Here is a 22821-nt window from a genome sequence, read left to right as displayed (position 1 = left end):
TTGTTAATGCTGCAATTTCATTACATAGAGATTTCTGATGAGGTCTGTTTAGTACCTGAAGGCTGCAGAAGCGAAAGCCAGTCCGCCTCCCGAACCGATAAATACCAGCAAATCCCCCCGCTTCACCTTCCCTTTGGTTACAGCATCGTCAAAGGCAAGGGGGATGCAGGCAGATCCTGTATAACCGTAATACTGCATGATGGTATGGGCTTTTTCACGCTCCACGCCGAGCCGGTCCATGGTTTCCCAGATGCTGTTGATGTTGATCTGCGTGAGGAAATAATGATCCACCGAACCGGGGGTTTCCCCTATCCTGCGGGTAAGGTCGGTGGCCATCCTGCTCCACATCTCCGGATTCAGTTCTTTGGGAAATTTCTGAACAAACTTCAGCAGATGATCCTCTTTTTCAATTACCTGGCTGTTCACCGGCTGAAAAGTGCCGCCGGCATAAATGCCCATATATCCGTAATACTGGCCCTGGGTAAGCAATTCGCTGGCCAGGAAACCGCGTTTTGCATCCTCTTCTGCTTTCAGGATCACCACCCCGGCACCGTCAGCAAAGAGGGTGACAGTTTTTTTGTCTTTAAGATTGAGATATTTGCTCATGGCATAGGCGCCAATGACCATCACATACCGGTATTGTTCATCGGCCCTGATGTATTTGGCGCCGATATCAAGGGCGGTCACAAATCCGGCACAAGCCGTATTGATGTCAAAGGTACCGGCATTCACCAATCCCAGTTCGTACTGGACTTTAGAGGCCGTAGAGGGCGAAATAAACTCCGGCGTATCGGTAGAGATCACCAGCAGGCCGATCTCTTCGGGTTTCACCCCTCCCCTTTCCAAGGCCTGCCGGGCGGCAGGTATGCACAAATCGGCGGTTGACTGATTTTCGGCAGCCCAGCGGCGTTCGTGAATATGTACATTCTCGACCAGCCAGTCGCTGACATTTTCGCCCAGCAGCTCATCAAAATAGCTGTTTGGCACCACCCTTTCGGGGACGTAAGCGCCGGTGGAATGGATCACTGCGTTTCGCATTGCAAGTCGTGTTAAATGGTTATTCCCCCGTCGACACTCAATACGGCCCCGTTGATATAGGCAGCCTCATCGGAGGCGAGAAACAGGAAAGCCGATGCAATCTCTTCGGGCTTTCCCAGCCTACCTGAAGGAACCTTTTCGCGCATGGAAGCCAGCACGTTTTCGGGCATGGCCGCCACCATTTCGGTAGCGATAAACCCGGGCGCAACGGCATTGGCGGTGATGCCTTTACGGCCGAACTCCCGCGCCCATGTTTTTGTCATCCCTATGACGCCGGCTTTGGTGGCCACATAATTTGTCTGGCCGAAATTGCCATAGAGCGCCACTACCGAGGAGGTAGTCAGAATACGTCCGTAACCTTTGTCGACCATGTAAGGGGAAACGGCTTTGGTGCAATAGAACACGCCGCTGAGGTTAACATCTATTACCTGTTGCCATTGTTCCACGCTCATCTTTTTCATGGATGCATCGCGGGTGATCCCGGCATTATTGATGAGGATATCTATTTTACCGTATTTCCCGGCCACGCCGGCTGCCGCTTTCTCAATCTGCCCGTAATCGGAAGTGTTTACTTTGAAAAACTCAGCCTGTCCGCCCGTTTGTCTGATTTCCTCCGCCAGCAGCATACCTTTTTCAGCGTTAAGGTCCCATATAACGGCCACAGCCCCTTCCGCAGCAAAGCGGATGGCGGTGGCTTTGCCTATTCCGTCGGCGCCTCCGGTAATGATGGCTACTTTATTTTCGAGTCTTTTCATTGGTTTGTTCTATAGGTTTTTTTATCCTGACTTTTTTTATTGCTGTACGATTATTGAAGTTCCCATCCCGCCTCCGATACAGAGGGTTGCCAGTCCCGTAAGGGCGTTCCGGCGCTTCATTTCGTAAATCAGGGTGGTAAGTATCCTTGCGCCGGAAGCGCCAATGGGATGACCCAACGCGATGGCGCCGCCATTTACATTTACTTTTTCGGGATTGAGGCCCAGGTCGCGGACTACCGCAATCGACTGGGAAGCGAATGCTTCATTGGCTTCCACCAGATCAAGCTGATCAACGGTGAAGCCGGCCCTCTCAAGCGCCTTCCTTGAAGCGGGCACAGGTCCGTATCCCATAATGGTGGGGTCAAGGGCTACCGAGGCATACGACCGGATGGTAACCAGTGGTTTAACGCCCAGTTCATCGGCTTTCTGCTTCGACATCACCACCAGCATTGCCGCCCCGTCGTTGATGCCTGATGCATTTCCCGCGGTCACGGTGCCGGCCTTATCAAAAGCAGGAGGCAGCTTGGCAAGTTTCTCCAGGGTTGTGCCATGCCTGGGATATTCATCGGTATCCACAACCACAGGCTCGCCTTTGCGCTGGGGTATCGATACCTTTACAATCTCATCCGTAAACTTTCCGGATTTCTGTGCGGCTTCCGCTTTCAGCTGGCTTCCGAGCGCGAACTCATCCTGCTCCTCCCTGCTGATATTCCAGCGTTTGGCTATATTCTCGGCGGTTACGCCCATATGATAGTTGTTAAAGGTCTCTGTGAGCCCGTCGTGGATCATGGAGTCAATGATTTTCCCATCGCCCATGCGGTAGCCGAAACGCCCCTTGGGAAGCAGGTATGGTGCATTGCTCATGCTTTCCGTTCCGCCGGCAAGTATGATGTCTGCATCGCCAAGCATGATAAACTGGGCCGCCATGCTTACCGCCCTCAGGCCTGAACCACACAGCTTGTTGATGGTCATCGCGGTAACCGTTTCAGGGACACCGGCATAAACGGAAATCTGGCGCGCCACATTCTGCCCAAGCCCGGCAGACAATATATTACCAACAATCACATCGTCAATCAATGCAGGATCAATTCCCGCCCTGACGATGGCCTCCCTGGCGGCGATGGTACCCAGTTCAACGGCGTTCAGACCGGAAAGCGTGCCGCCGAATGACCCTATGGGGGTGCGGGCAGCCGAGGCAATCACAACTTCTCTCATAATAACTGCGCTTTGGTTTCTCTATTTCTACAGCGAAGTAATCACCATTATCTCCGGCAACAAAACCGGATCCTCAATTCGATGGGGCTGACTTTTGGCACTTTTACCAGTTAATATATAGCTATATTATTGTATATCAGCTGTTATATTAAATAAATCCTATAGCCTGACTTCCATAACACAAATAAAGCAGGGAATCGGTAAAGAAACCATGGAATCTATTGCCTGAATGACAGTATCAGGAACTCTCCGCTTTGTTAAAACTCCCGTCGGGCTGGAATAATTCCGGGATATGGTGGTGCAACTCACGGCCCAGCAATAACATCAGCCGGGTTTTATGGGCATCGTGAAGCAATGGAACAGCCGGCTCATGAATCCGGGTGCGCAACTCCTCCCCGTTGATCTGGCACTCCTTGTAGGCGGCAACGAAATGATACCAGCTGATGGTGGGTATATATACCGCCCGCTGCCGGTACTCCAACTCATGGTCCATCAGACGGTAACGCCGGGCAATATGCAGCAGCCTGCCGTATTTTTCAAGCATAATAAGCGATTGAAAGTAAGCAGAGAAAAACGTGTGCCAGCGGAATTCAAATATCTGCTCTTTGTAACCGTTCAGAAAGGTTTCGGCATAGCTTTCGGCCTCACGGGCACGTTTGTTTTCATTCAGCGCCCGTATATAGAATGAAGCGAATCCGACACGGTTGTGATGACTTCTGGTATTTTTCAATTCGGGAAACGAATCCTGCATCAGCTTCAGCGCCCGGGAATTGTGGTTTTGCCGGAGTAATACTGCACAAAGGTTGTTCACGTAGTGCAGGTAATCGCCCGAATGCTGACGGATGGAAAGAAATCCGTATTCTATCGCTTTTTCAGGCTCGTTTCGCCTTGAATGCAGCATAACCCTGTTGGCATAATAATTCTGCAGAATCCGGCGCGCATAAAACTCCCCGTTTCGCAGCATACCATCCAGATCATCGTAAATGCGGTCAAGCTTGTCGTATTCCCGGTAGTTAAAATAGATCAGTGTCAGCCTGACAATGGCCAGGTATCGGTTCAATCCGTCGAGGTTGACATTATAAAAAATCCCTGTCAGCCAGGCTTCCCATTTCCGTGAATCCGTATCGTTGCGGGCATACTGATTCACAATGTCAATGGTAGCTTCGTGCAACTGCCTGTTTACCGCGAAGCATTCATCATACAGGCCCTGATAATCAACCAGGAAACGGTCAACAATACGGTTATAATGGTGACGGAACCGGATCAGCAGGTAAAACCGGTAATTCCGTATGATTTCGTAAAAACGGACAAAGTAAAAAGGCGGATTTCTGAAACCCCGGATCAGGCGGATCAGCACATCCTCTTCGCGTGGCAGTATGGTATCGGTCATGATCTTACGGTCAATCTCCATCAGCCATTCGTAGTAGGCATCCACATCCAGGGCCTTCAGCCTGGAATTGATCCAGATCTTCAGGTTTGAGTACTTGCGTTTATCGATGGATGTTTTGTAGGGAAAGGTATGTTCGGGGTTGTGGGTATTGTGATAAATCAGGTCCAGAATATCAATATTCTCCTGATCCTTGAAATGGTTCACCGATTTAAGGTACGCAACTTCGTGCGGCAGCAGCGCATTGGCAAATTGTGTAAAATCTTTCAGACGTACCGACATAGCGTTCTCCTCAGTCAGACAGGTTACTTCCTTTATTCCGGCAACACCCGGACATACACCTGCGTATTGTCACTGCCTGTCAGCCCGGTGCTGCCAAAGCCCGCCTCTGGCGTAGGGGGCGTGAGTCCGGCAACGGCAGGTTCGGTCTGGGCGGTTTCGTAGATCATCCTGACGGGTTCACCGTTTTCAAGTTGAAAAATCCCCTCAATGGTGGCGGTAACCGGACTCAGCTGGTTCATCCGGATTTTCCGGATGGCATTGCCCGGAACTTTTTCCTGTACATAGGTTCCGGTAAGCACATTTTTCATGCCGCCGGTAGTTACCGATGTATATGTGTATTTCCCGTCATGGCCATAGACTATTTTAACAGAATCAAACCCGAACTGCCCGAAAAGTACCGAGAGGTTTTCGCCGGTGGATATCCAGCTGCCAATGATTCCCGGATCTTGCAGGGTTGCAGCAATAACGGCTGCTGAATCCATGGGCACAGCGCGGGCATTGACGATGGCTTCAGCGCCTGCCGGCCGGATGGTAAGGGTCTCTTCCCCGCTCACCAGCCCGTGGATATGAAGATTAATAATTACCACCGAATCACCCGTTGCAGAAGTGACTTTCACGCTGTCGAGCACCGCAGTACCTCCCTGCAACACAATGCTGAAACTTTCGGCGGTCAATGGCTGGCGGATGGTACCGCCCTGATATACCGGCTCCGAAAAAACAAGGTAGGCTGCACGGTTTGCCAGAAAAATTTCCAATGCCTCAAAAGAAGGGCCTGAATTATCCGGTAACGGCTCATCATTTTTATCCTTGCCGGAACAGGACAGCAGGACAAAAGCCATGAACAGCAGGAAGAAAAACGGGATATATCTGATAAACTGTCGCATTGTACGATTTTTAAGCAAAGATAATAAACACAGCGATCTGCATTTCTGCCGGCTGAGTAAGTTCCTGAATTTTTGCACAATACTTTTCACAGGCTATATTTCCCGGCCCTTCATGGCTCCTTCCGGATGCAACCCGCTTTTTTGTCTACATTTGCAGAAACAATCACTGGTATAATGGAAATGTTGTCGGAGCATATCAATTACATCCTTCAGGAGCTCCCGCCTCACGTAACCCTGGTTGCCGTGACCAAAACCCGGCCTGTTGAACTTCTTGAAGAGGCCTACAGGATGGGTCTGCGCGATTTCGGCGAAAACAGGGTGCAGGAAATGACCGAAAAACAGCCTTTGCTGCCCGGCGATGTCCGCTGGCACCAGATCGGACACCTGCAAACCAACAAAGTCAAATATATCGCGCCGTTTGTGCACCTGATCCACAGCGTAGATTCGCTAAAACTGCTGGCAGAAATCAACCGCCAGGGCGAAAAGGCCGGCAGGGTTATCGATTGCCTGCTTCAGGTATTTATCGCTAAAGAAGAGAGCAAGTTCGGACTGGACGAAGAGGAGGTGAAGGCAATCCTGAACAATGATGAGTTCCCGGCGATGAAAAACGTCAGAATCAGGGGCCTGATGGGCATGGCGACATTTACAGACGATGACAATGTGGTCAGGAATGAATTTGCCGCACTGAAAACCTTTTTTGACCACCTTTCCCGCACTTTTTTCTCCGGAAGGGAAGAATTTGACACGCTGTCAATGGGCATGTCGGGCGACTACCACATTGCCATTGAGGAAGGCAGCAATATGGTCAGGATCGGCACTGCCCTTTTCGGGGAAAGGGATTATCATTAAATACAACCTTGCATCATGAAAAGCACATTTCCGAAATATTTCCTGACGGCCATTCTGCTGATGGCCTGCTTTATTACCGCAAAGGCCCAGGACCGTTACCTTCATCTGAAAGGGAACATCGACAACGAGGAAGCGGTTACCGCCGATTTTGTCATTTTCGGTTCAAAGATTACCGGAACTGTTCAAAATCATTTTTCTGCCGGAGCGCCTGTATTTCTGCATGGGGTGATTTCGCCGGAAGGCCTGCTTGAGTTGCGCGATAAAACTTCCGATAAAATTGTTATCAGCGGAAGCCTCAGCGAAAGCGAAGTTCTCTTTGGAAAATGGCATCATGATGATGAGGAAAGACCCTTCGAAATGTCGCCTCAGTTGCCGGAAGGGTCCGGGCCTTTTGATGTCATTGCCGTGGCATCCATACAGCCGCTGACCGCTCAGCCAGGTTCACCCCTGGCCTCTTATGAATCGACATTTTTAAGTCTTCCCGGCAACAAATACGGCATCCTCCGCAACCAATTAACCGGACTGGTTTTCAGGGAACTCTTCAGAAGTGAACCGGCCGGTGAGCCGGTTGCCATGCTGAAGAACAATGAATCCGCGTTCTTCAGTCAATACCAGACCAGCAATACCGGAATTGACATTGAAGAAAATTACCGTTTTCTGAACTGGGAGAAATCACGGCTGCTGACGGTCGTTTACAACAGGAATAACGTTATCAGCCTTTATCTGCGTGATTATGCCTACACCGGTGGTGACAGCGGGCTGGAGATGGGACGCTTCCTTGTTTTTGACGCCCTGGAAGGCAAAAAGGTGTCATTCACGGATCTTTTCATGCCGGATGCCTCCGCATCCCTTGCCGCACTTCTGCGTAACGCAGTATGCAGCAAAACAGGCATCGATCCCACCGCCGACCTTACCGGTTACGGTTACTTCAGCAATGAAATCCCTGTGCCGCAGCATTTCGCCTTAACCGCGTACGGCATCCTCTGCCATTATAATATTTATGAGATAGCAGGCCCTGAAACCGGAGCAATCAATATCTTTCTGCCCTACCGGCAGCTTCAGCCGCTGCTGAATCCGCTTCATCCCGTTGCTGCACGCCTGAAATAAGCAAGGCGGTTAAAACTTAACATTCATTTAATATTGGCTTTAAACTGGCTTAATGGTGCCGGGTTATTTTTGCATCATTAAAAAACCAAAGCCATGAAAAAATCCATCAGCATACTCACAGTAATCATCGCCCTCACCCTGGTGTCTGTTTCCGCATATGCAGGCCTGCACCCGACAAAACTTCCGGCCGCCACGGCTTCCATCAGCGGAAAAGTGGTCGACCTGCAGTCAGGTGAAACACTTGCAGGGGTCGCGATCCTTGTTGAAGGAACCGATACTAAGGTATACACCGATTTTGACGGAAATTTCAACATCGAAGGGCTGGAGCCCGGAAAATATAACCTGGTGCTGTCGATGATCTCATACAAAAGCAGCCTGGTTGAGAACCTTGAACTGCAAGCCAATGAGCAGGAAGAAATCGACATCAAACTTGACAATAACCGCTGATTTTTCCCATATATCTTCTGAACAGCCCGGTGGATTCCGCCGGGCTGTTTTTTATCCCGGATTAGTCTATAGAAAATCCAACAGGACTGAGCTATTGATTTTATGCGGGTAACCCCGGTCTGGTTTTTGTTCAGCACAATGTTGATTGCGCTGATTACAGATGCTCAATTGTTTAGGCATTGTCAAACGATCAACCGGGGTATATCATAAGCCGGTTTTACTTTTGTCATGTTATTGAAATTAATCCGCTGAGTACGGGCATCTCCTGTTGGCGTGGAAGTCCGCGTCTGTGACAATATTCCTGAATTCAAACTAAGAATATTAAATTCATAAGATCAGCAATTTATTCATCTTTTAAGATCTTTACTGAGACCGCAGCATCGCCGGAGTAAACGCCCAACAGATAAAAACCGCTGTCCAGATTACCTGTAAAAAAATTAAATTCAGTTACCTCTGAAGCGATTCCCTGCTTTCTTATTTCACTAACAAGCCGGCCTGTAACATCATACAACCTGGCATTCACTTCTCCATTTACAAGGGGGGTAAACCGAACTGTTATACACTTATTGAATGGCATCGGGAAAACCGACAATCGGGTGACATTTTCCTTATTTGAGACAGGGACAAACAGATCAGAATACTCAACGGAATAATAGCCTCCGGGAGCGGTACGCGGCAACTTTTCCGCTCTGCCCGATAAATCAGCAGCGGTAAAGTAATACTGAATTACTTTGCCGTCAGCAAAAGCCGGCAATTGGGCATACAGACTATCGGGTCCTGTCATGGGCTGAAGCGGCAAAACATTCCATTGAATGTTTCCCTGCTCCCTCCAGTAAATATTCAGACTTTCAGGAACCAATCCGGTTTCGCTGCGGTCGTCAACTTTTAGTATCATATTTGCCGGAAAACCTGCAGCGGTCATTTGGGGCTGCTTGTGCCGCATTACAAGCATTTGCGGGTCAAATATACCCATAGTACGGCAGTGCAGGGCATCGTAATAATACCAGCTGCCGGTAAAACCAATGACTTCATATCCCGGCATCAGGTCACGATAGGTTTGCAATGCCTGCTCATCCTGCGGTATGCCGAATAAAGGAACAAGCACTTTTTTGTTTAGTATAAATGAATTGGTGTATGCAGGAACTTCATCTCCGGTTATGACCGGGCAATAAATGCGGTGAATTTCATAGGGTCTTCCGTAGCAACTGTTCTGGCCTGAAAGATATTCAGCCAGTTGCCTGACGCACTCATATTCAGGATGGCCCTGGGGAAGGTCTTTCACAAGAATACGTTCCTCATCCAGGAACTTGGCATAACAATCAATATGCTGTATTCCATATACTTCAGGATTTTCAGTAATAAAATACTGTTGTATCCCCAATAACTCTTCCGCTATGTTCATGAAACATACTTCGTTGCAAAACTGTGCACTTTCATCCAGCATCTGCCGGGTGGAAAAGGCCCTCCCCTGACCATCGGTCATGATGTTTCCCCCTGTGAGATATGCCGTGAAACTGATTAGTGGCAATCCTAATTCTTCAGCCAGCGTAATATTAACAGCATCATCTTCTTCATAACCCCGCGGTTCACGAATTGAATACGAAGCTGTTTTTGCATTGCACCCCGGCACCCAGGGATAACCCTCGAACATGGGATCGGCTATTCCGGCCTGCCCGTTTTCGTTAAATACATAATGCGGCCCCCAGTCACGCGTCCAGTGCGACCAGGTATTGGCAATAATGAAACGGCAATGATTCAGATTCACACCGTAAGAAGAGAAAGTATAGGAAGCCTGCGACTGCTGAGCTGAATTTTCAACCAGCACATAAACCGTATCATGGCGGGCAAGTTCAACAACAAGATCGCCCGGTATACCAAGCGGCCAGCGAATAAGGGTGCCAAAAGCCGGTTCCCACTCGGCCACCATACGGCGCTGCGGGAAACCTTCAGAACTGATTAAAACCAACAGAATCAATATTGAAATAGTTCGCAGGGTTTTGATCATAAACTCATGAATTTAAATAAGATAAATCATTCAGACAGAATAAAGCAAGACAACCCTCTTTAGATGGGCCGCGCCTGGCAGGTGCAGTTAATAAAATTATAAAATAAAGGCAGAAGTTCTCTGTAAGGGATAATATAATTTTACGATAAAGCCATCTTTAAAAATCACCCGTTATCACAAGCGTGCCATCGTCGTTCCATTACTTCCGGATGCCGGGATATTCAACGTTCGTTTAATGAATTCCGCAGAGCTTTGCACTGGAAGCACTCCACGTGTTCCGGGGACTGTCTTGTATATCTGATTTTCGAAGAGCGTCTGCACCGCACCCTGTTGGCGCGTACCTCCTCGTCCGAAAGAGGTCAATAACTACTTAGTTGTGAAAAGAAGCAAGAGAGTCCCGCAACTGTCAACTGCAAGCCGGTTAAACCCGGATTAATCAATAGGAATCCCTTTTGGACCGGGCTATTGATTTTATGCGGGTAACCCCGGTTTGGTGTCTGTAATCAGCCCAACCAGCATTGCGCTGATTACAGGCAACTGATCATTTAGGCATTTTCAAATGCTTAATCCGCGATCGACGGAAACCAAAAAAGGACAGAAACGCCCGCTCTGTCCTTCTCTTGAATGTTATAATAAGCCTAATTGCCGAAATCGCGCTCCATAATCAGCTTACCCTCTTCATCCCATTGCTTCCAGATTCCGGTTTTTGCACCTTCGGTATAATGCATTTCATAAAGTTTTATACCGTCCGCGCTCCAGATATTCCATGGTCCGTGCTTAACATCTGACTTGTAGGAAGCTTCGGCAACTTTAACTCCGTTTTCGTTCCAGGTTTGCCAGGTACCGTTCTTCTTTCCTTCGAGGTATTCACGTTGCTCCCGTATCAGGCCATTCTCAAAGTAGTAATTCACGGTTCCGTCTTCGAGACCGTTTTTAACCGAAAGTTCAACGGAGACATTGCCGTTTTCGAAATGCTCGGTATGCGTCCCCGTATAGAGCATCCCCTTTTTGTAATACAAGCCATCCTTGTATTCAAGCCCCTGCGCCAATGCAAATCCGGCGATCAGCAGCAACATGGCGGTTATGATTGATTGTTTCATCGTTTATGGTCGTATTGAAAATTACCGGTGAATAAATATACTGAACTTTCAGGATTTCCGGCCTGGCGGTTCAGTTTTTTAATTTTGTTGAATTAAAAGAACCTGTATCCAAGCCTGAGCTGGAACGTGCGTCCCTGATTGAGGTAGGTATAGAACTGGTCTGCAGCCTCAAACGACTGAAATACAGATTCCTTAACATCACCCAGGATATTTTCAATTTTGAGCCCCAGCTGCAGTTTTTTGCTTTCGCCGAAGGTTTTGTTGATGTTCAGGTTCAGGCTGTTGAACGACCGGGAATATACATCCGGCCGGTCGGCAATCCCCACCACTTCGAGGGTGGGGCCCTGGACATTGTAATATAAACCAGCCTCAAGCCCGTTGAAGATCCCTTTGCCGGAGCCATCGTAAGCTAATCCGGCATTGATAATAAAGGGCGCTTGTCCAGCCATGCTGCGGTATTCATCTATTGTTTCGCCAGTTCTTGCGTTGGCAAGCCTCGATTCATACTCGGTGGAACTGAGCCTGATCCGGGAAAAACTATAAGTAAAATTAGAGCTCAGACTGATTCCGGAAAGTGAAGGAAACAGGAAATCTAGATTTTTCCTGAATTCAGCTTCCAGGCCAAGCAATTGGCCATCACCGACGTTACGCGGCTGGAAAGCACCTGCCTGCGTAAAATACTGTACAATTTCGATGGGATCTTTAAAATATTTGTAAAAAGCTCCGAATGAAATTGTCTGACCGCCCTTCCCGAACATTTCCCATCTTACATCAAGGTTATCAATCCGGGTGCTTGTCAGATTACCGTCCCAATAGGTAATACCAAGCTGATCGTTGGCGTCAGTAAATAAACCTCCGATAAAAGTCCTGCCGGTAATTGCATCAAAAATTTCAGCAAACGAGAGTTCTTTCATAGAAGGGCGTGCAATGGTTTTAGAGTAAGAAAACCTCAGGTTCTGGCTTTGGTTAAGGCTAAAGATAACATTGGCAGCCGGAAATACATCCAGATCGTCCAGCACTTTTTCATTGTCAAGCACAATATCACCCAATTGATTCTGTCCGGAATACCGCTGCTGATACATTTCAGTTCTTACTCCCACAATCAGTTTAAGGTATTTCAATGGCGACACTTCCCATGAAAGATAGCCTGCCGTATTCAGATTGTTTGCATCAAACTGATTTGGGTTAACCGGAATAAAGGGTGTTTCAAAAGTAGTCCCCCGTGAAGCATTCCCATTGTATGGCCATAAATTTTCAGGGAAGAACAATTCATCCGGATCGCCGGTCAAAGGTATATTCCTGACATTCAACTGAAAGTTACGTATTATAAAACTCCGGTCCTTGCGTGTTAAAAGACCACCGAATCTCAACTGAGACTTGCTTCCAAAAACAAGCAGATTCCTGCTTATGTCAAAATTTCCGGTTAAACTGATTTCATCAAGTTCCCGCCAGATACGCTCAGGAAAACCAGCTTCCGTTCCGATGATATATTTTTCCTCTTTTATTTCATATCTGGTAAAACGAATGTCAGGGTCATCCAGTTTTGAAAGTGAAGGAGATAGCTTCCATTCAATTTGCCAGTTATTATCAGAAAACATATGTTTACCATTCAATAAAACATTTGTCATGGACCGCTGGGTATATTCCAGGTTATGCTGAACACCTTCAAAAACTGCTCCAAGATCCGAATTGCTGTAATTAAAAATGCCGGCTCTTTTCTCTCCGTTCTGAAGGTGAAGTATATTAAGTCTGAACTTGGAGTATTTGGTTTTCATTGCAATACCAGCCATTGCGCTGAGCATAACACTGTTGACTCCATAGTCGCCTTTCTGAAACTCACGGTATTCCATTTCATAAAAATCCGGTTTTGCCGGATCAACCCCATACCGGCCATATTCCGCGTTTTTGTAATACTCTGTAGCGTTTTTGTAAGAAAGAGATGCGTTGTAGCCCCAGGTAACTTTGTTTTTCGGTATCTGGTTGCCAACAGAAACCCCCAGGCTGAAATCCATCAGACTGGTTTCGGGGGTGGCACCCATCACGGTGTTAAACCCTTTAAGAATCTCTTTATACCGCAAACCTTTTTCCCCATCAGGATTTCCTGCTACCTCCGAGAATTGCGGAATGTTATCAGTTGCGGGTATGGCGCGGGTTCCGTCATCGAACCCGAGAAAATCATTTTTTCCACCCTCATAGGTAAGATAATCTTTATTGAAATGAAACTCCGGATTATAACCCAGATTTAAAGACACATTGCCGGTTTTTAACTCGGGGAAATCTTTGGTTTCAATATCAACCACACCACCGGTAAAATCAGCCGGAAGATAGGCACTGAAGGATTTGTGGACAATAATATTATCGACAATATTGGTCGGAAATAAATCCATCTGCACCGTATTCCGGTCAGGATCGATTCCCGGAATATCCATCCCGTTAAGAATTGTTTTGGAATACCTGTCGCCCAACCCACGTACATATACATATTTACCGCCTTCAACTGAAACACCGGCTACCCTTTTCATGGATGAGGCAGCATCGGAGTCTCCTATTTTTCTGAAATTGGCTGCTGAAATTCCGTCAATAAGATTTGCCGATTTTTGCTTCATAGTCAGAAGCGCAACTTCCGAATTCCGCACGGCCTCAGCAGTAATGGTGACTTCTGTCAGTTCAATTTTGGCTTCCTTCAGCCTGAGGTTCTCAAAAAGACTAACCTTTCCCGCTTCAACCTTAATATTTTTTAAATTAATGGTTTCATATGATATGAAGGAAATCCTGAGATTGTAAGTACCGGGAGCAATGCTAAGGTTAAATTTACCATCAAAATCCGTGAGGGTGCCATTTGTCGTTCCCTCCGCAAATATTGTTACTCCCGGCAATGTTTCGCCGGTCGCATCATCAAATACGCTGCCGCGGATAAACCCATTCTGAGCGTGAAGAACAGCAACCATCGATGTTGTCAACAGCAAAGCAAGAAACAATTTAATAGAACGCATAATTTTTGGTTTGTTATTAGTCACCAGGCGTTGATAAAGCCCGCCGGGTATAACCCGCGGGCTTTGAATTATTTAATAAATCTGATTATTTTAATGAACCTGAAGCATGGGCCCAGGACCATCCTTCGAATTTCGAGAGGTCAGCTCCAACTGTGCTGGCACCGGCTGCAACAGCGGTTACAAAAGCTTCTGATCCATCTTTGAAGAAATCAGCGACAGCTGCTCCATCAGGTATTGTAGCCTCAAGGCTACTGAATGTGCAGGCGTAATCAACCGGGAGCTGATCAAAATCCTGCCCTGTTTTAAGATCGCGGAAGTAAACGTTCATCATGTCAACATAAGAGTTGGCGTCATTATCAACCAAACCATCGGCGTCCATTGCATAAACGGTTCCGTTTTTAATGGTATGTTTGGCCGCCATTGCTCCTTCAGGACCATCAAGCTCAAAACATTCATCCCCGGGATTGATCACTATAAAATTATCAAGTGTTCCTCCCCACGACTGATCGGTATCCACAGCATCGTCACCGGTATTCCAGATAACCGCGTTTTTAACATTAACGGTACCGCCAAACCATTCTATACCATCGTCCTGATTGCTTACAATTTCCACATTTTCAATGATCGTACCTGCTCCTACCCCACCCAGGGTAAGGCCGTTGATTTCATTTCCTTCGCCGATATTGGCGCCACCGTGGCGGATAGAGATGAATTTGATAACACCAGAGTTGTCATTCGCATCAGAACCACCATACAAACCGTTCTGATCTGAGGGGGGAATTCCTTCAATCTGCACCGATGCCGCACTTGCTGAAATGGGGGCGTTCCCCAGCACCAGCAAACCTCCCCACAAACCGTTCAGGGTCGGGTCAAGGTTGGGACTGGCTACCTGGCCGGGCATGATTTCATCGGCAATCGAAGTAAAGATAATCGGCTTTTCAGCAGTACCTTCAGCCTTAATCTGTGCTCCCCGGGCAATGATCAGGGCGGTGGCGTTGGCGCCTGTTCCGGCTTCGCCTTTTACTACAACGCCAGGCTCAATCGTCAGGGTAACTCCGGAAACTACAGAAATACGGCTTTTTAAAACGTACACCTTTCCGGTTTCCCAGGTGGTATTGGCGGTGATATTGCCATCAACATTAAAGATAACCTGCTCCTCAAGCACGCTGATTACCGCGGTTGCTTTTGAGGTCTGATCAGCATTGTCTGTAATTGAAAGTTCCACACTCCCCGCACCAGCCTGATCGCCAGCGATAAAAGTAACAACGACGGTTCCTGATGCCGAACCAACTGTTCCACCGGTTTTAATGGTTGCGGTTCCGTTGGTTGCTGAAACACTGGCCGATTTATATCCTGCATCAGTGGTATAATTAAAAGTAAGCTCAACTTCTGCATTAAATTCTGCGGACACGGGGTCCGGGGTAGCTACTGACGGAGCGTTGAAGGTCTCTTCATCATCCTTGCAGGCAGTAAAAAGGGCTACCGATGCAACAAGGGCAAACATCAAAATCTTTTTCATGGCTTTTTATGGGTTGATTTATGGCTGCAAAGTAACCCATTCAAATCCGGAAGTATTTTAAGCTACGTTTAAATGAATATTAAGTTTATGTTAACCGGACAAGTACAGGTAAATTCCTGAATTATAATTACAATGAGCACGAATACAATCATTTACAAATATTTATACATGCTGTCCATCCAAAGCATGCTGTATGAATGATTTCTTGAAAATTTGGAATCAGGACTTTATATAAGATCATGACTTCGTATTTTTACCATCATGAAAATTTCGCAAAAACTTATGATAGCAGCCAATTCACTGGCTTATTATCTGCTGTCATATTTTATAGTTTTTATCCTGCATCAGGCTTTTACCATTATATCTGCCAGGATGTTTGGTTTTAACCTTGAACTTGATTACACTGACATCCGGTTTTTGGTTTCGCGCTACGAATGGTATTTTGACTCAGTTAAGATTATATACAGTGCAGGGCCCCTGGCGTGTCTGTTGCTAGCTGTATTTATGATCGTTGTAGCCTTCCGCTACAGGGAATATTCAGGAAAACTGAAACTTTTCTTTCTATGGGGTTTTGTTCACAGCCTGAGTATGCTGCTGGGATCGGCCTATGCAGGATCTTTACTCGGGGAGGGCTTCGGTCACGTGCTGATCTGGATGTTCCTGCCCGATACCGGAAAGCTTATTATCACCCTTATCTCACTTTTTCTGCTTGCCGCTGCCGGTTTTGCCATTACAAGGTTGTTTCTGCTGAGCGGAAACAGTTATTACAACAACCTGAAAACAGATGACATTAAATCTTTTCTGAACTACCAGCTAATCATCCCTTTCATCGCAGGAACCATGATTATTATTTTGCTCCGGCTTCCTGTCAGCTTTTATGAATTACTGAGGATTGTCACCCCTGTAATGGTAGTTTTTCCGGTTTGGCTCAACAGCCTGGGGTCAACGGATCTTTATTATGATGAAATACCCAGGGAAACAAAAATAAGCGGCAACCTGATAATTGCCGCTCTTGTAATCCTCGGAGCATACCGCATTGTGCTGAATTATCCGGTTCAGTTTTAATTCCGGATGATCAGTTTCCGGGTGTAATTCCCTTTGGAAGTTCTGACAGTAAGCAGATATAATCCATCTCCTGCCAGCATTTCCGGCACTCTGACAAAATCCCGATCTGCGAAGGCTGAATAAACCATTCTACCCGAGACATCAAAAATCCGGACTTCCATAATCGGATCATTATCCGAGCAGATCATAAACCCGGATTTTCCTGAAGGATTCGGATATACCTGAACAGGATCAGGCTTATCAAGCTGGTGAATACCCACACCGCTGTCGCAGGTAATTATTGCTTCCCAACCGCTTCCGGTATTCAGCGCGTCAGAAATAAAAACAAAGGTAACGGCACCCCCTCCCACCGACGTCAGGATGTCATCAGGGAGGGTGTTTCCACAAAGCCTGGCTATCAATGGAGCTGTCGCATCTGGCCCGTCGTAAACCAGCAGGGCATCTCCCGTACAATCAGGGGTGCTTTCAACATCAAAACTCATAAAATGAATTCTGAAAACCCTGTCGGGATCATCAGCATAAAAGGTGGTGGTCAGGTTTTCATTGTTGCTGTATGAACCATCAGGCCCGTTGCTGTCGAAAAACCTGGCATTACAGGTGGTGCTTCCCGGATTGCCGATATAGAAATCAGGCTCAATGGTGATGTAGTTCTCAATCGTCAGCTGGTTGCCGCCAATCATATTCTCCACATAAAGGGTTACATCATAACTTCCCGGCTGGCTATATGTAACAACCGGCGATGGCTCTGTTGAAGTCTGGATATCAGCACCTTCGAATGTCCAGAGACGACTGGTCGGATTTCCTCCTGAATTATCGAAGAACTGCACGCTTCCACCGGGGTATGTTGTTGTTGTTGAGGAGGTAAAAGCAGGAATAGCTGATCCGTCCCACAACTTTACATTTCGTACTGTGGTTGATTTATCGTTCACAACCACATTTTTGACTGTTTTCGGCAGGTATCCCTCAGCGATAAAAGTCAGGTTATAGGTGCCCGCCTTAAGCAGCCGGTGATAGTTCCCCACCGGCAACGATGAAAAGACCATGGAACTGTCCATATCATGTCCGCTGATCAGCACCTGGGCTGCGACAGGCTCCCCCGTAACGGTATCAGTAACCACCCCGTGCACACCAAACTGAACCTGTTCAAGATAATTCAGCATGGAGCGATAGTTGTATTCCCAAAAATTCAGCAACTGGCTGGCCGGCAGGAGTTTTGTATTTGAAATCTCGAGCGTAACCTCACGGCATTGCTGGAAATAGTTCATGTAATCCTGACGGCCGCCGGTAATACGATACCATGCGTAGCCATGGGTAATTCCGTTATCAAGATCGTCCATATATCCGCTGGGGCTGTGCGCCTGGGCGGTATCCGCATATTCGCGCGATACCATTACCCACCAGTTATTATCGGCTGTTATCCGGCTCCAGGTATCCCATGGATAATTTACAACTTCTGCACCGCCATGAAAATTGGCGCCCATCACAAAATCGCGTTCCTCTGCAAAATTCATAAAGGCAACGGTTTCCGGTTGCCACGGGTTGCCGTCGGGATGCGGCCCATCTGCCGGGTCAGGATAATTCCTGTTCAGATCCACATTGTTGGCATTGTAACGCCTGGCGCCATTTACCGACTGGTTGCCTCCGTAATAGGTACCATCAGGATTTGCCAGCGGATTGATCCAGATATCGGTACTGTTTACCATATTGGTAACCCTGGGGTCCTGATTGTAATTGGCAAGCAGATAGTCAATCAGGTGCAATGTCAGAATATATCCGGTGGTTTCATCACCATGGATGGTTGCGGTATAAAGAAACTCCGGTTCATTTTCCTCCACATCCACATTGTCGGATATCCTCACGGCCAGCAACTTGCGACCGCTGGGAAGGGTCGCTATGGTATGAAGACTACAGATATCAGGATAATCGGCAGCAAACTGCGCCATAATCTCTTCATAGGCGGTGTAAGTTGGATAATAATTCCATTCCATTACCTGCCGCGGATCTGAGGACATCTCAATATCAGCCAGATCACCGGGATGGGGCAACAGTTCAAAGGCAGAAATCCCTGAATTCATCAGGATTTCAAATTCCTTGCGGCTGGCGTAAGCATAAATTGTATTTCCATCAATTTTATCAATACTGACGATTTTGGTCAATCTGTTTGCTTCCGGGGCGGCATCAGGCAGCGCGAAATATATTTCTCCGGTTGTCAAAAAAAGTTCGTCCGGACTAAAATCCATGATATTTCGCTGAGCAAAGGCAGATACGGCAGCAAGCAAGAGTAAAACAACGGTAAGCTTTTTCATTTTCAAAAGTTTTTCATTAACAGATCAGCACTCAATTCCCTTATCCTTAAGCTCTGCGATCAGGCTGTTGATCAGATTCTGCGTAGCTTTGTTCACTTTCACCACTGGCAACCTGAGGTTATTGGGAACAATCTTCATGCAATCCAGTGCTGCTTTGATCCCCCCGGGACTTCCATCGGAAAACAGGGCATCTATCAAAGGAATCAGCAGGTAATGCAGGCGGCGGGCTTCGTCCATCTTTCCCTGCAGGGCTGCATTCACCATAGAAGAAAAGGCTGCAGGATATGCATTGGCTACCACCGAAATAACCCCACTGGCGCCGGCGGCAATCAAAGGCATGGTAATGCCATCATCCCCCGATATCACCAGAAAATCTTTGGGTTTATTGCGGATAATTTCCATTATCTGGCTCATGTTGCCCGAGGCTTCCTTAACACCAATAATATTCTCAAACTCCGCGGCAAGCTCAAGCGTGGTTTCAGCTTTCATATTTACACTCGTGCGGCCAGGAACATTATAAAGTATAACCGGCAACGGACTTGCACTGGCAATATGTTTGTAGTGCAGATAAAGGCCTCTTTGCGAAGGTTTATTGTAATAAGGTGTCACCGACAAAATAGCATCAAAGCCATCTGGATCAAAGACCTGGAGATTGTTGATCACCTCCTGCGTATTATAACCTCCCATGCCCAAAACCAAAGGGCAGCGTTGCGCAACCTGATCCTTTACATACTGAATTAAAGCATTCTTCTCGTCTTTTGACAATGTGGCCGCTTCACCGGTTGTCCCCAGCACCACAAGGTAATTTACCCCGTTTGAAATGGTGTGTTCGATCAGTATCCCGAGCGATCCGAAATCGATGGTTCCCTGTTTGTGAAAAGGGGTAACAAGGGCTACCCCTGTTCCTTTTAGATTTTTCTTCATACCTTAAATTTATAAATTTTTACGGAGAATAAGCTCTTATCCGTTAAACCTGAATGAGCTGGTGTAATAAACAAGATGCCTGATCAACTCTTCACTGTCTGTTTCCTGGTTTGTTTCAATCATCAGATCATAAGGAAGCATGCCTGCTTTATCACCACCCTTGCGGCCAAGTTTGAATCCTGCCCTCGATAATATCGCAATATAATACAACGGGAACTCATTGGCTGTCCCAAGATCAATCAGTATATCAAACGGATGATTGATAAAATGCGTGACAAATCCCGCCCTCGGGCGGTAAAAAGGATCAAGATTCTGCGGCTGCATGATATCGTATGCAAGCTTTTGCGCATAATATGGCGGCAATTTCCTGTATTTGTAGAATCCTATTACCTGAACCTTTTTCCCCTGTTCCTGCAGGCTGCGTGCAAACCGGCTAACCCGGTCATACTCAGCCTCGGAAGTCATATTAAAAAGTATACCGATATCACGGGCTTCAGCAAGATTTACTGCCCGCCGTATCCGGCTGTTTCTGGCAGCTTCCTTGCGCAAAGCCCGCTTGCCGAATGCAATCCTCAAATTTTTAATCAGACTCAATCCTGAAGTTTTATGTCGTTACGATTAACAGACTGATCAACGGATAGATCAATCTGAAATATTAAACCTGATAATAAAGCATAAAAATATAAAACAATTGGTCTGTTAAGGCAGACTACAGTGATTTTTTCTGAAATACTTATTTTATTCCGCAGTTTATGATTTCGCCAATAAACATCCGGTGATAATCCCTGTCCGGATAATTCCGTCCGATTGAATTATCAAGGAAGTTCTCCGGCCTGAGGTCATCATAATAGAGTTTCCGGCACTCCAGATAAATTTTTGCCTGCCGGAAGGTAACACTGCCGGAGGGAGTCAGACAGGCCGTCAAACCAGTAGAAGAGGCTTTATCCACATCGCGTCCCGAATGAGCACCACAGAACTGAAGTGCAGGCCTGAATTCAGGTTCAAAGAAGCTGCAGGTGAACAGTTCGTTTTCCTGAACAAAATGAAAGGTAAACCGCTGGGGCCTGATAAATATGAAAGCCACCGGTTTATTCCAGAGCATCCCCAACCCTCCCCAGCTGGCAGTCATAGTATTATATTTATCCACGCTTCCTGCCGTTATCAGCATCCATTCCTCCCCTATCAGCCTGATTGCGCTACGCTCCAGACCTACTGGTTTAATTATTTTAAAGGCACCATTAGTCTCCATTTTTTCGTACTGTTTTCAGATTCAACAAATTCAAAGGATTTGACCCAAGTCCGGAAATGTCACTCCTTACAAAACGCAAAACCTGATCATAAAATAATACAATCACCGGAGCCTCTTCCATAACCAGACTATCCATCTGACGGTAGTATTGCGTCCTCTTCCTGTCGTTATTCTCTACGGATGCAAGCTGGTAAAGCCGGTCAAACTCATCATTGCCGAACCGGGTATAATTCGGACCGGCCGGGGTGAAATTACGCGAATAAAACAATGACAGGTAGTTTTCGGCATCCGGATAATCAGCAATCCAGGAGCCCCTGAAAAATGCCACCCTCGAACGAGCTATATTCTCCTTGAGTGTAGCCGGCGGACTAACATCAATCTTCATAACTATGCCAATCATAGAAAGCTGGTTCTGAATAAACTGACAAATATCAAGGTATGAAGCATTGGTCGACAAGGTAATGGGCGGCAGGCCTTTTCCAGCCGGATAACCGGCTTCAGCAATAAGTTGCTTTGCTTTTTCAGGATTATAGTCATACCCGAACTGCCCTGAATCCGCAAAACCAGGCAGCCCCTTTGGAATGAAACCATGCGTACCTGGTGTGCCGGTGCTGTTCCTGAGGTATCTTATCAGTCTGTCGCGATCGAAGCCCATGCTGATGGCCTGCCGGATCCGTTTATCCGACAAGGGATTATCCTTGAGTAATGGATTTTCGCGGTCCATCAGTATTCCCAGATATTCTGTATTCAGGTAGGGCTGGCTCAACAGATTAATTTTTCCCCTGTACTTTGGGTTCAGTTTCCCGGAAGGGGTCAGCATCTCATCCTTATAGGCCGCATCCAGGCCTGACATGAAATCGAGATTTCCCTTTACAAACTCAAGGAATGCCGTCTGCTTGTCAACTATAAAAGTTATGGCAACAGCATCCAGAAAAGGAAGCTTCCTATTTCCCTGCGATTCAAAGTAGTTCTTATTTTTCAGAAGAACAAGTTTTACTCCTTCTTTCCACATCCCAAAACGGAAAGGCCCCGTTCCGACAGGATTAGCCCTGAAGTCCTCACCGTAGAAATCAACAGCTTCGCGCGGAATAACAGAACAATACTGCATACTTAACATTCCAGGGAAAGGAGGGAATGGTTCAGCCAACTCAATCACAAGCGTAGTGTCATCCACAGCCCTGATAGCAGGAGTTCCGGCATGGATCTTTACAGGTGCCAGTACCCAGGCTCCCGGCGACGCCAGACCGGGGTCCAGGAGCCGTTTTAAACTGTATTCAGCATCCTGTGCCGTTAACTTTTTGCCTGATCCTCCGCTGAATACCTCGCTGTCATGAAAATATACATCACTGCGGATGAAAAATTCATATACTCTCCCGTCTTCTGACACAGTCCATCTGCGGGCAAGACATGGCTGAACATTCAGGTTGCTGTCAAGCTGCACCAGACTATTATACAAATGGTTGACCGACCAGATATTGGCCTGGTCACGGGCAAATGCAGGATCCAGTGAGGTAATTCCTGACGATTCGTTATACCGGAAAACAGTCTGACCTGCCTGCTGATCGGGGGTCCCTGTGCAGGAAACGAAAAGTATTGATGTAATTAAAATCAGAGAATTAACCTTAAGACACATATTCATGAATCATATCACAAATTTAGGATAATTGCGGCAGGCTGCGGAAAAATTTGCCGGGCA

18 protein-coding genes are annotated in these 22821 nt (G+C 47.0%); 4 read left to right on the top strand and 14 right to left on the bottom strand.

Features of this window, described 5'->3' with window-relative positions; all coding sequences use genetic code 11:
* Positions 1-48: 48 nt before the first annotated feature.
* From TBC1_RS13145 to TBC1_RS13125, 5 genes are all read right to left on the bottom strand, one after another.
* Positions 49-1038: a 3-oxoacyl-ACP synthase III family protein gene (locus TBC1_RS13145; RefSeq protein WP_062043763.1), complete on the bottom strand. Its 990-nt coding sequence runs from the start codon at positions 1036-1038 to the stop codon at positions 49-51.
* Positions 1039-1049: 11 nt separating this feature from the next.
* Positions 1050-1793: a beta-ketoacyl-ACP reductase gene (locus tag TBC1_RS13140; RefSeq protein ID WP_062043761.1), complete on the bottom strand. Its 744-nt coding sequence runs from the start codon at positions 1791-1793 to the stop codon at positions 1050-1052.
* 36 nt (positions 1794-1829) lie between these two features.
* Positions 1830-3008, bottom strand: coding sequence for an acetyl-CoA C-acetyltransferase (locus TBC1_RS13135; protein WP_062043759.1), 1179 nt, complete (start codon positions 3006-3008; stop codon positions 1830-1832).
* A 238-nt stretch (positions 3009-3246) separates the two neighbouring features.
* The gene (locus TBC1_RS13130; RefSeq protein WP_062043756.1) at positions 3247-4677 is read right to left on the bottom strand and encodes a hypothetical protein; all 1431 of its coding nucleotides are present in this window, start codon (positions 4675-4677) and stop codon (positions 3247-3249) included.
* A gap of 32 nt (positions 4678-4709) precedes the next feature.
* Entirely contained in the window at positions 4710-5561 is an 852-nt protein-coding gene (locus tag TBC1_RS13125) for a hypothetical protein (protein WP_062043753.1), read from the bottom strand.
* 180 nt (positions 5562-5741) lie between these two features.
* On the opposite strand from TBC1_RS13125, the gene TBC1_RS13120 reads away from it, so the two are divergent.
* The 3 genes from TBC1_RS13120 (at position 5742) to TBC1_RS13110 (ending at position 7964) form a co-directional block, all read left to right on the top strand.
* Positions 5742-6410 (top strand): YggS family pyridoxal phosphate-dependent enzyme, encoded by a 669-nt coding sequence (locus TBC1_RS13120; protein ID WP_137305862.1) that lies wholly within the window; start codon positions 5742-5744, stop codon positions 6408-6410.
* A 15-nt stretch (positions 6411-6425) separates the two neighbouring features.
* Positions 6426-7517, top strand: a complete 1092-nt coding sequence (locus tag TBC1_RS13115; RefSeq protein WP_062043747.1) for a DUF3298 and DUF4163 domain-containing protein — start codon at positions 6426-6428, stop codon at positions 7515-7517.
* A 93-nt stretch (positions 7518-7610) separates the two neighbouring features.
* A complete protein-coding gene (locus TBC1_RS13110; RefSeq protein ID WP_062043743.1) occupies positions 7611-7964 on the top strand; it encodes a carboxypeptidase-like regulatory domain-containing protein in 354 nt (117 codons plus the stop codon).
* A gap of 343 nt (positions 7965-8307) precedes the next feature.
* On the opposite strand, the gene TBC1_RS13105 is transcribed toward TBC1_RS13110, so the two are convergent.
* From TBC1_RS13105 to TBC1_RS13090, 4 genes are all read right to left on the bottom strand, one after another.
* Complete coding sequence (locus TBC1_RS13105) at positions 8308-9969, bottom strand: agmatine deiminase family protein (RefSeq protein WP_062043740.1); 1662 nt, start codon at positions 9967-9969, stop codon at positions 8308-8310.
* A 638-nt stretch (positions 9970-10607) separates the two neighbouring features.
* Positions 10608-11069 carry a toxin-antitoxin system YwqK family antitoxin gene (locus TBC1_RS13100; RefSeq protein ID WP_201781691.1) on the bottom strand — a complete coding sequence of 154 codons (462 nt, stop codon included), beginning with the start codon at positions 11067-11069 and terminating at the stop codon, positions 10608-10610.
* Between the two features lie 92 nt (positions 11070-11161).
* On the bottom strand, positions 11162-14062 hold the full coding sequence (locus TBC1_RS13095) for a TonB-dependent receptor (protein ID WP_062043737.1): 2901 nt from the start codon (positions 14060-14062) through the stop codon (positions 11162-11164).
* Between the two features lie 85 nt (positions 14063-14147).
* Positions 14148-15581: a hypothetical protein gene (locus TBC1_RS13090; RefSeq protein WP_062043734.1), complete on the bottom strand. Its 1434-nt coding sequence runs from the start codon at positions 15579-15581 to the stop codon at positions 14148-14150.
* Positions 15582-15842: 261 nt separating this feature from the next.
* On the opposite strand from TBC1_RS13090, the gene TBC1_RS13085 reads away from it, so the two are divergent.
* Complete coding sequence (locus TBC1_RS13085) at positions 15843-16646, top strand: hypothetical protein (protein ID WP_137305720.1); 804 nt, start codon at positions 15843-15845, stop codon at positions 16644-16646.
* Here TBC1_RS13085 and TBC1_RS13080 read toward each other — a convergent pair.
* The 5 genes from TBC1_RS13080 to TBC1_RS13060 all read right to left on the bottom strand — a co-directional run bounded on the left by TBC1_RS13080 (position 16643) and on the right by TBC1_RS13060 (position 22764).
* Positions 16643-18952, bottom strand: coding sequence for a M14 family zinc carboxypeptidase (locus tag TBC1_RS13080; protein WP_062043729.1), 2310 nt, complete (start codon positions 18950-18952; stop codon positions 16643-16645). The genes TBC1_RS13085 and TBC1_RS13080 overlap by 4 nt on opposite strands.
* A 24-nt stretch (positions 18953-18976) precedes the next feature.
* A complete protein-coding gene (dapA, locus tag TBC1_RS13075) occupies positions 18977-19876 on the bottom strand; it encodes a 4-hydroxy-tetrahydrodipicolinate synthase (RefSeq protein ID WP_062043716.1) in 900 nt (299 codons plus the stop codon).
* Positions 19877-19912: 36 nt separating this feature from the next.
* Positions 19913-20470 carry a DUF6913 domain-containing protein gene (locus tag TBC1_RS13070; protein ID WP_062043712.1) on the bottom strand — a complete coding sequence of 186 codons (558 nt, stop codon included), beginning with the start codon at positions 20468-20470 and terminating at the stop codon, positions 19913-19915.
* Between the two features lie 139 nt (positions 20471-20609).
* Positions 20610-21125 carry a flavin reductase gene (locus TBC1_RS13065; protein WP_062043709.1) on the bottom strand — a complete coding sequence of 172 codons (516 nt, stop codon included), beginning with the start codon at positions 21123-21125 and terminating at the stop codon, positions 20610-20612.
* Positions 21115-22764 (bottom strand): ABC transporter substrate-binding protein, encoded by a 1650-nt coding sequence (locus tag TBC1_RS13060; protein ID WP_062043706.1) that lies wholly within the window; start codon positions 22762-22764, stop codon positions 21115-21117. The genes TBC1_RS13065 and TBC1_RS13060 overlap by 11 nt, the downstream gene beginning before the upstream one ends.
* Between the last annotated feature and the right edge of the window lie 57 nt (positions 22765-22821).

This window comes from Lentimicrobium saccharophilum, from assembly GCF_001192835.1.
Taxonomy (GTDB): domain Bacteria; phylum Bacteroidota; class Bacteroidia; order Bacteroidales; family Lentimicrobiaceae; genus Lentimicrobium; species Lentimicrobium saccharophilum.
Note: the sequence above shows the minus strand (reverse complement) of the source record. Positions and strands in the feature narration are given on the sequence as shown.

What these genes read in the sequence shown, in the direction of transcription:
- TBC1_RS13060 (WP_062043706.1), bottom strand. Translation starts at nt 22,764, where the DNA reads ATGAATATGTGTCTTAAGGTTAATTCTCTGATTTTAATTACATCAATA.
- dapA (WP_062043716.1), bottom strand. Translation starts at nt 19,876, where the DNA reads ATGAAGAAAAATCTAAAAGGAACAGGGGTAGCCCTTGTTACCCCTTTT.
- TBC1_RS13100 (WP_201781691.1), bottom strand. Translation starts at nt 11,069, where the DNA reads ATGAAACAATCAATCATAACCGCCATGTTGCTGCTGATCGCCGGATTT.
- TBC1_RS13090 (WP_062043734.1), bottom strand. Translation starts at nt 15,581, where the DNA reads ATGAAAAAGATTTTGATGTTTGCCCTTGTTGCATCGGTAGCCCTTTTT.
- TBC1_RS13085 (WP_137305720.1), top strand. Translation starts at nt 15,843, where the DNA reads ATGAAAATTTCGCAAAAACTTATGATAGCAGCCAATTCACTGGCTTAT.
- TBC1_RS13130 (WP_062043756.1), bottom strand. Translation starts at nt 4,677, where the DNA reads ATGTCGGTACGTCTGAAAGATTTTACACAATTTGCCAATGCGCTGCTG.
- TBC1_RS13110 (WP_062043743.1), top strand. Translation starts at nt 7,611, where the DNA reads ATGAAAAAATCCATCAGCATACTCACAGTAATCATCGCCCTCACCCTG.
- TBC1_RS13135 (WP_062043759.1), bottom strand. Translation starts at nt 3,008, where the DNA reads ATGAGAGAAGTTGTGATTGCCTCGGCTGCCCGCACCCCCATAGGGTCA.
- TBC1_RS13080 (WP_062043729.1), bottom strand. Translation starts at nt 18,952, where the DNA reads ATGAAAAAGCTTACCGTTGTTTTACTCTTGCTTGCTGCCGTATCTGCC.
- TBC1_RS13120 (WP_137305862.1), top strand. Translation starts at nt 5,742, where the DNA reads ATGTTGTCGGAGCATATCAATTACATCCTTCAGGAGCTCCCGCCTCAC.
- TBC1_RS13115 (WP_062043747.1), top strand. Translation starts at nt 6,426, where the DNA reads ATGAAAAGCACATTTCCGAAATATTTCCTGACGGCCATTCTGCTGATG.
- TBC1_RS13140 (WP_062043761.1), bottom strand. Translation starts at nt 1,793, where the DNA reads ATGAAAAGACTCGAAAATAAAGTAGCCATCATTACCGGAGGCGCCGAC.
- TBC1_RS13125 (WP_062043753.1), bottom strand. Translation starts at nt 5,561, where the DNA reads ATGCGACAGTTTATCAGATATATCCCGTTTTTCTTCCTGCTGTTCATG.
- TBC1_RS13065 (WP_062043709.1), bottom strand. Translation starts at nt 21,125, where the DNA reads ATGGAGACTAATGGTGCCTTTAAAATAATTAAACCAGTAGGTCTGGAG.
- TBC1_RS13145 (WP_062043763.1), bottom strand. Translation starts at nt 1,038, where the DNA reads ATGCGAAACGCAGTGATCCATTCCACCGGCGCTTACGTCCCCGAAAGG.
- TBC1_RS13095 (WP_062043737.1), bottom strand. Translation starts at nt 14,062, where the DNA reads ATGCGTTCTATTAAATTGTTTCTTGCTTTGCTGTTGACAACATCGATG.
- TBC1_RS13105 (WP_062043740.1), bottom strand. Translation starts at nt 9,969, where the DNA reads ATGATCAAAACCCTGCGAACTATTTCAATATTGATTCTGTTGGTTTTA.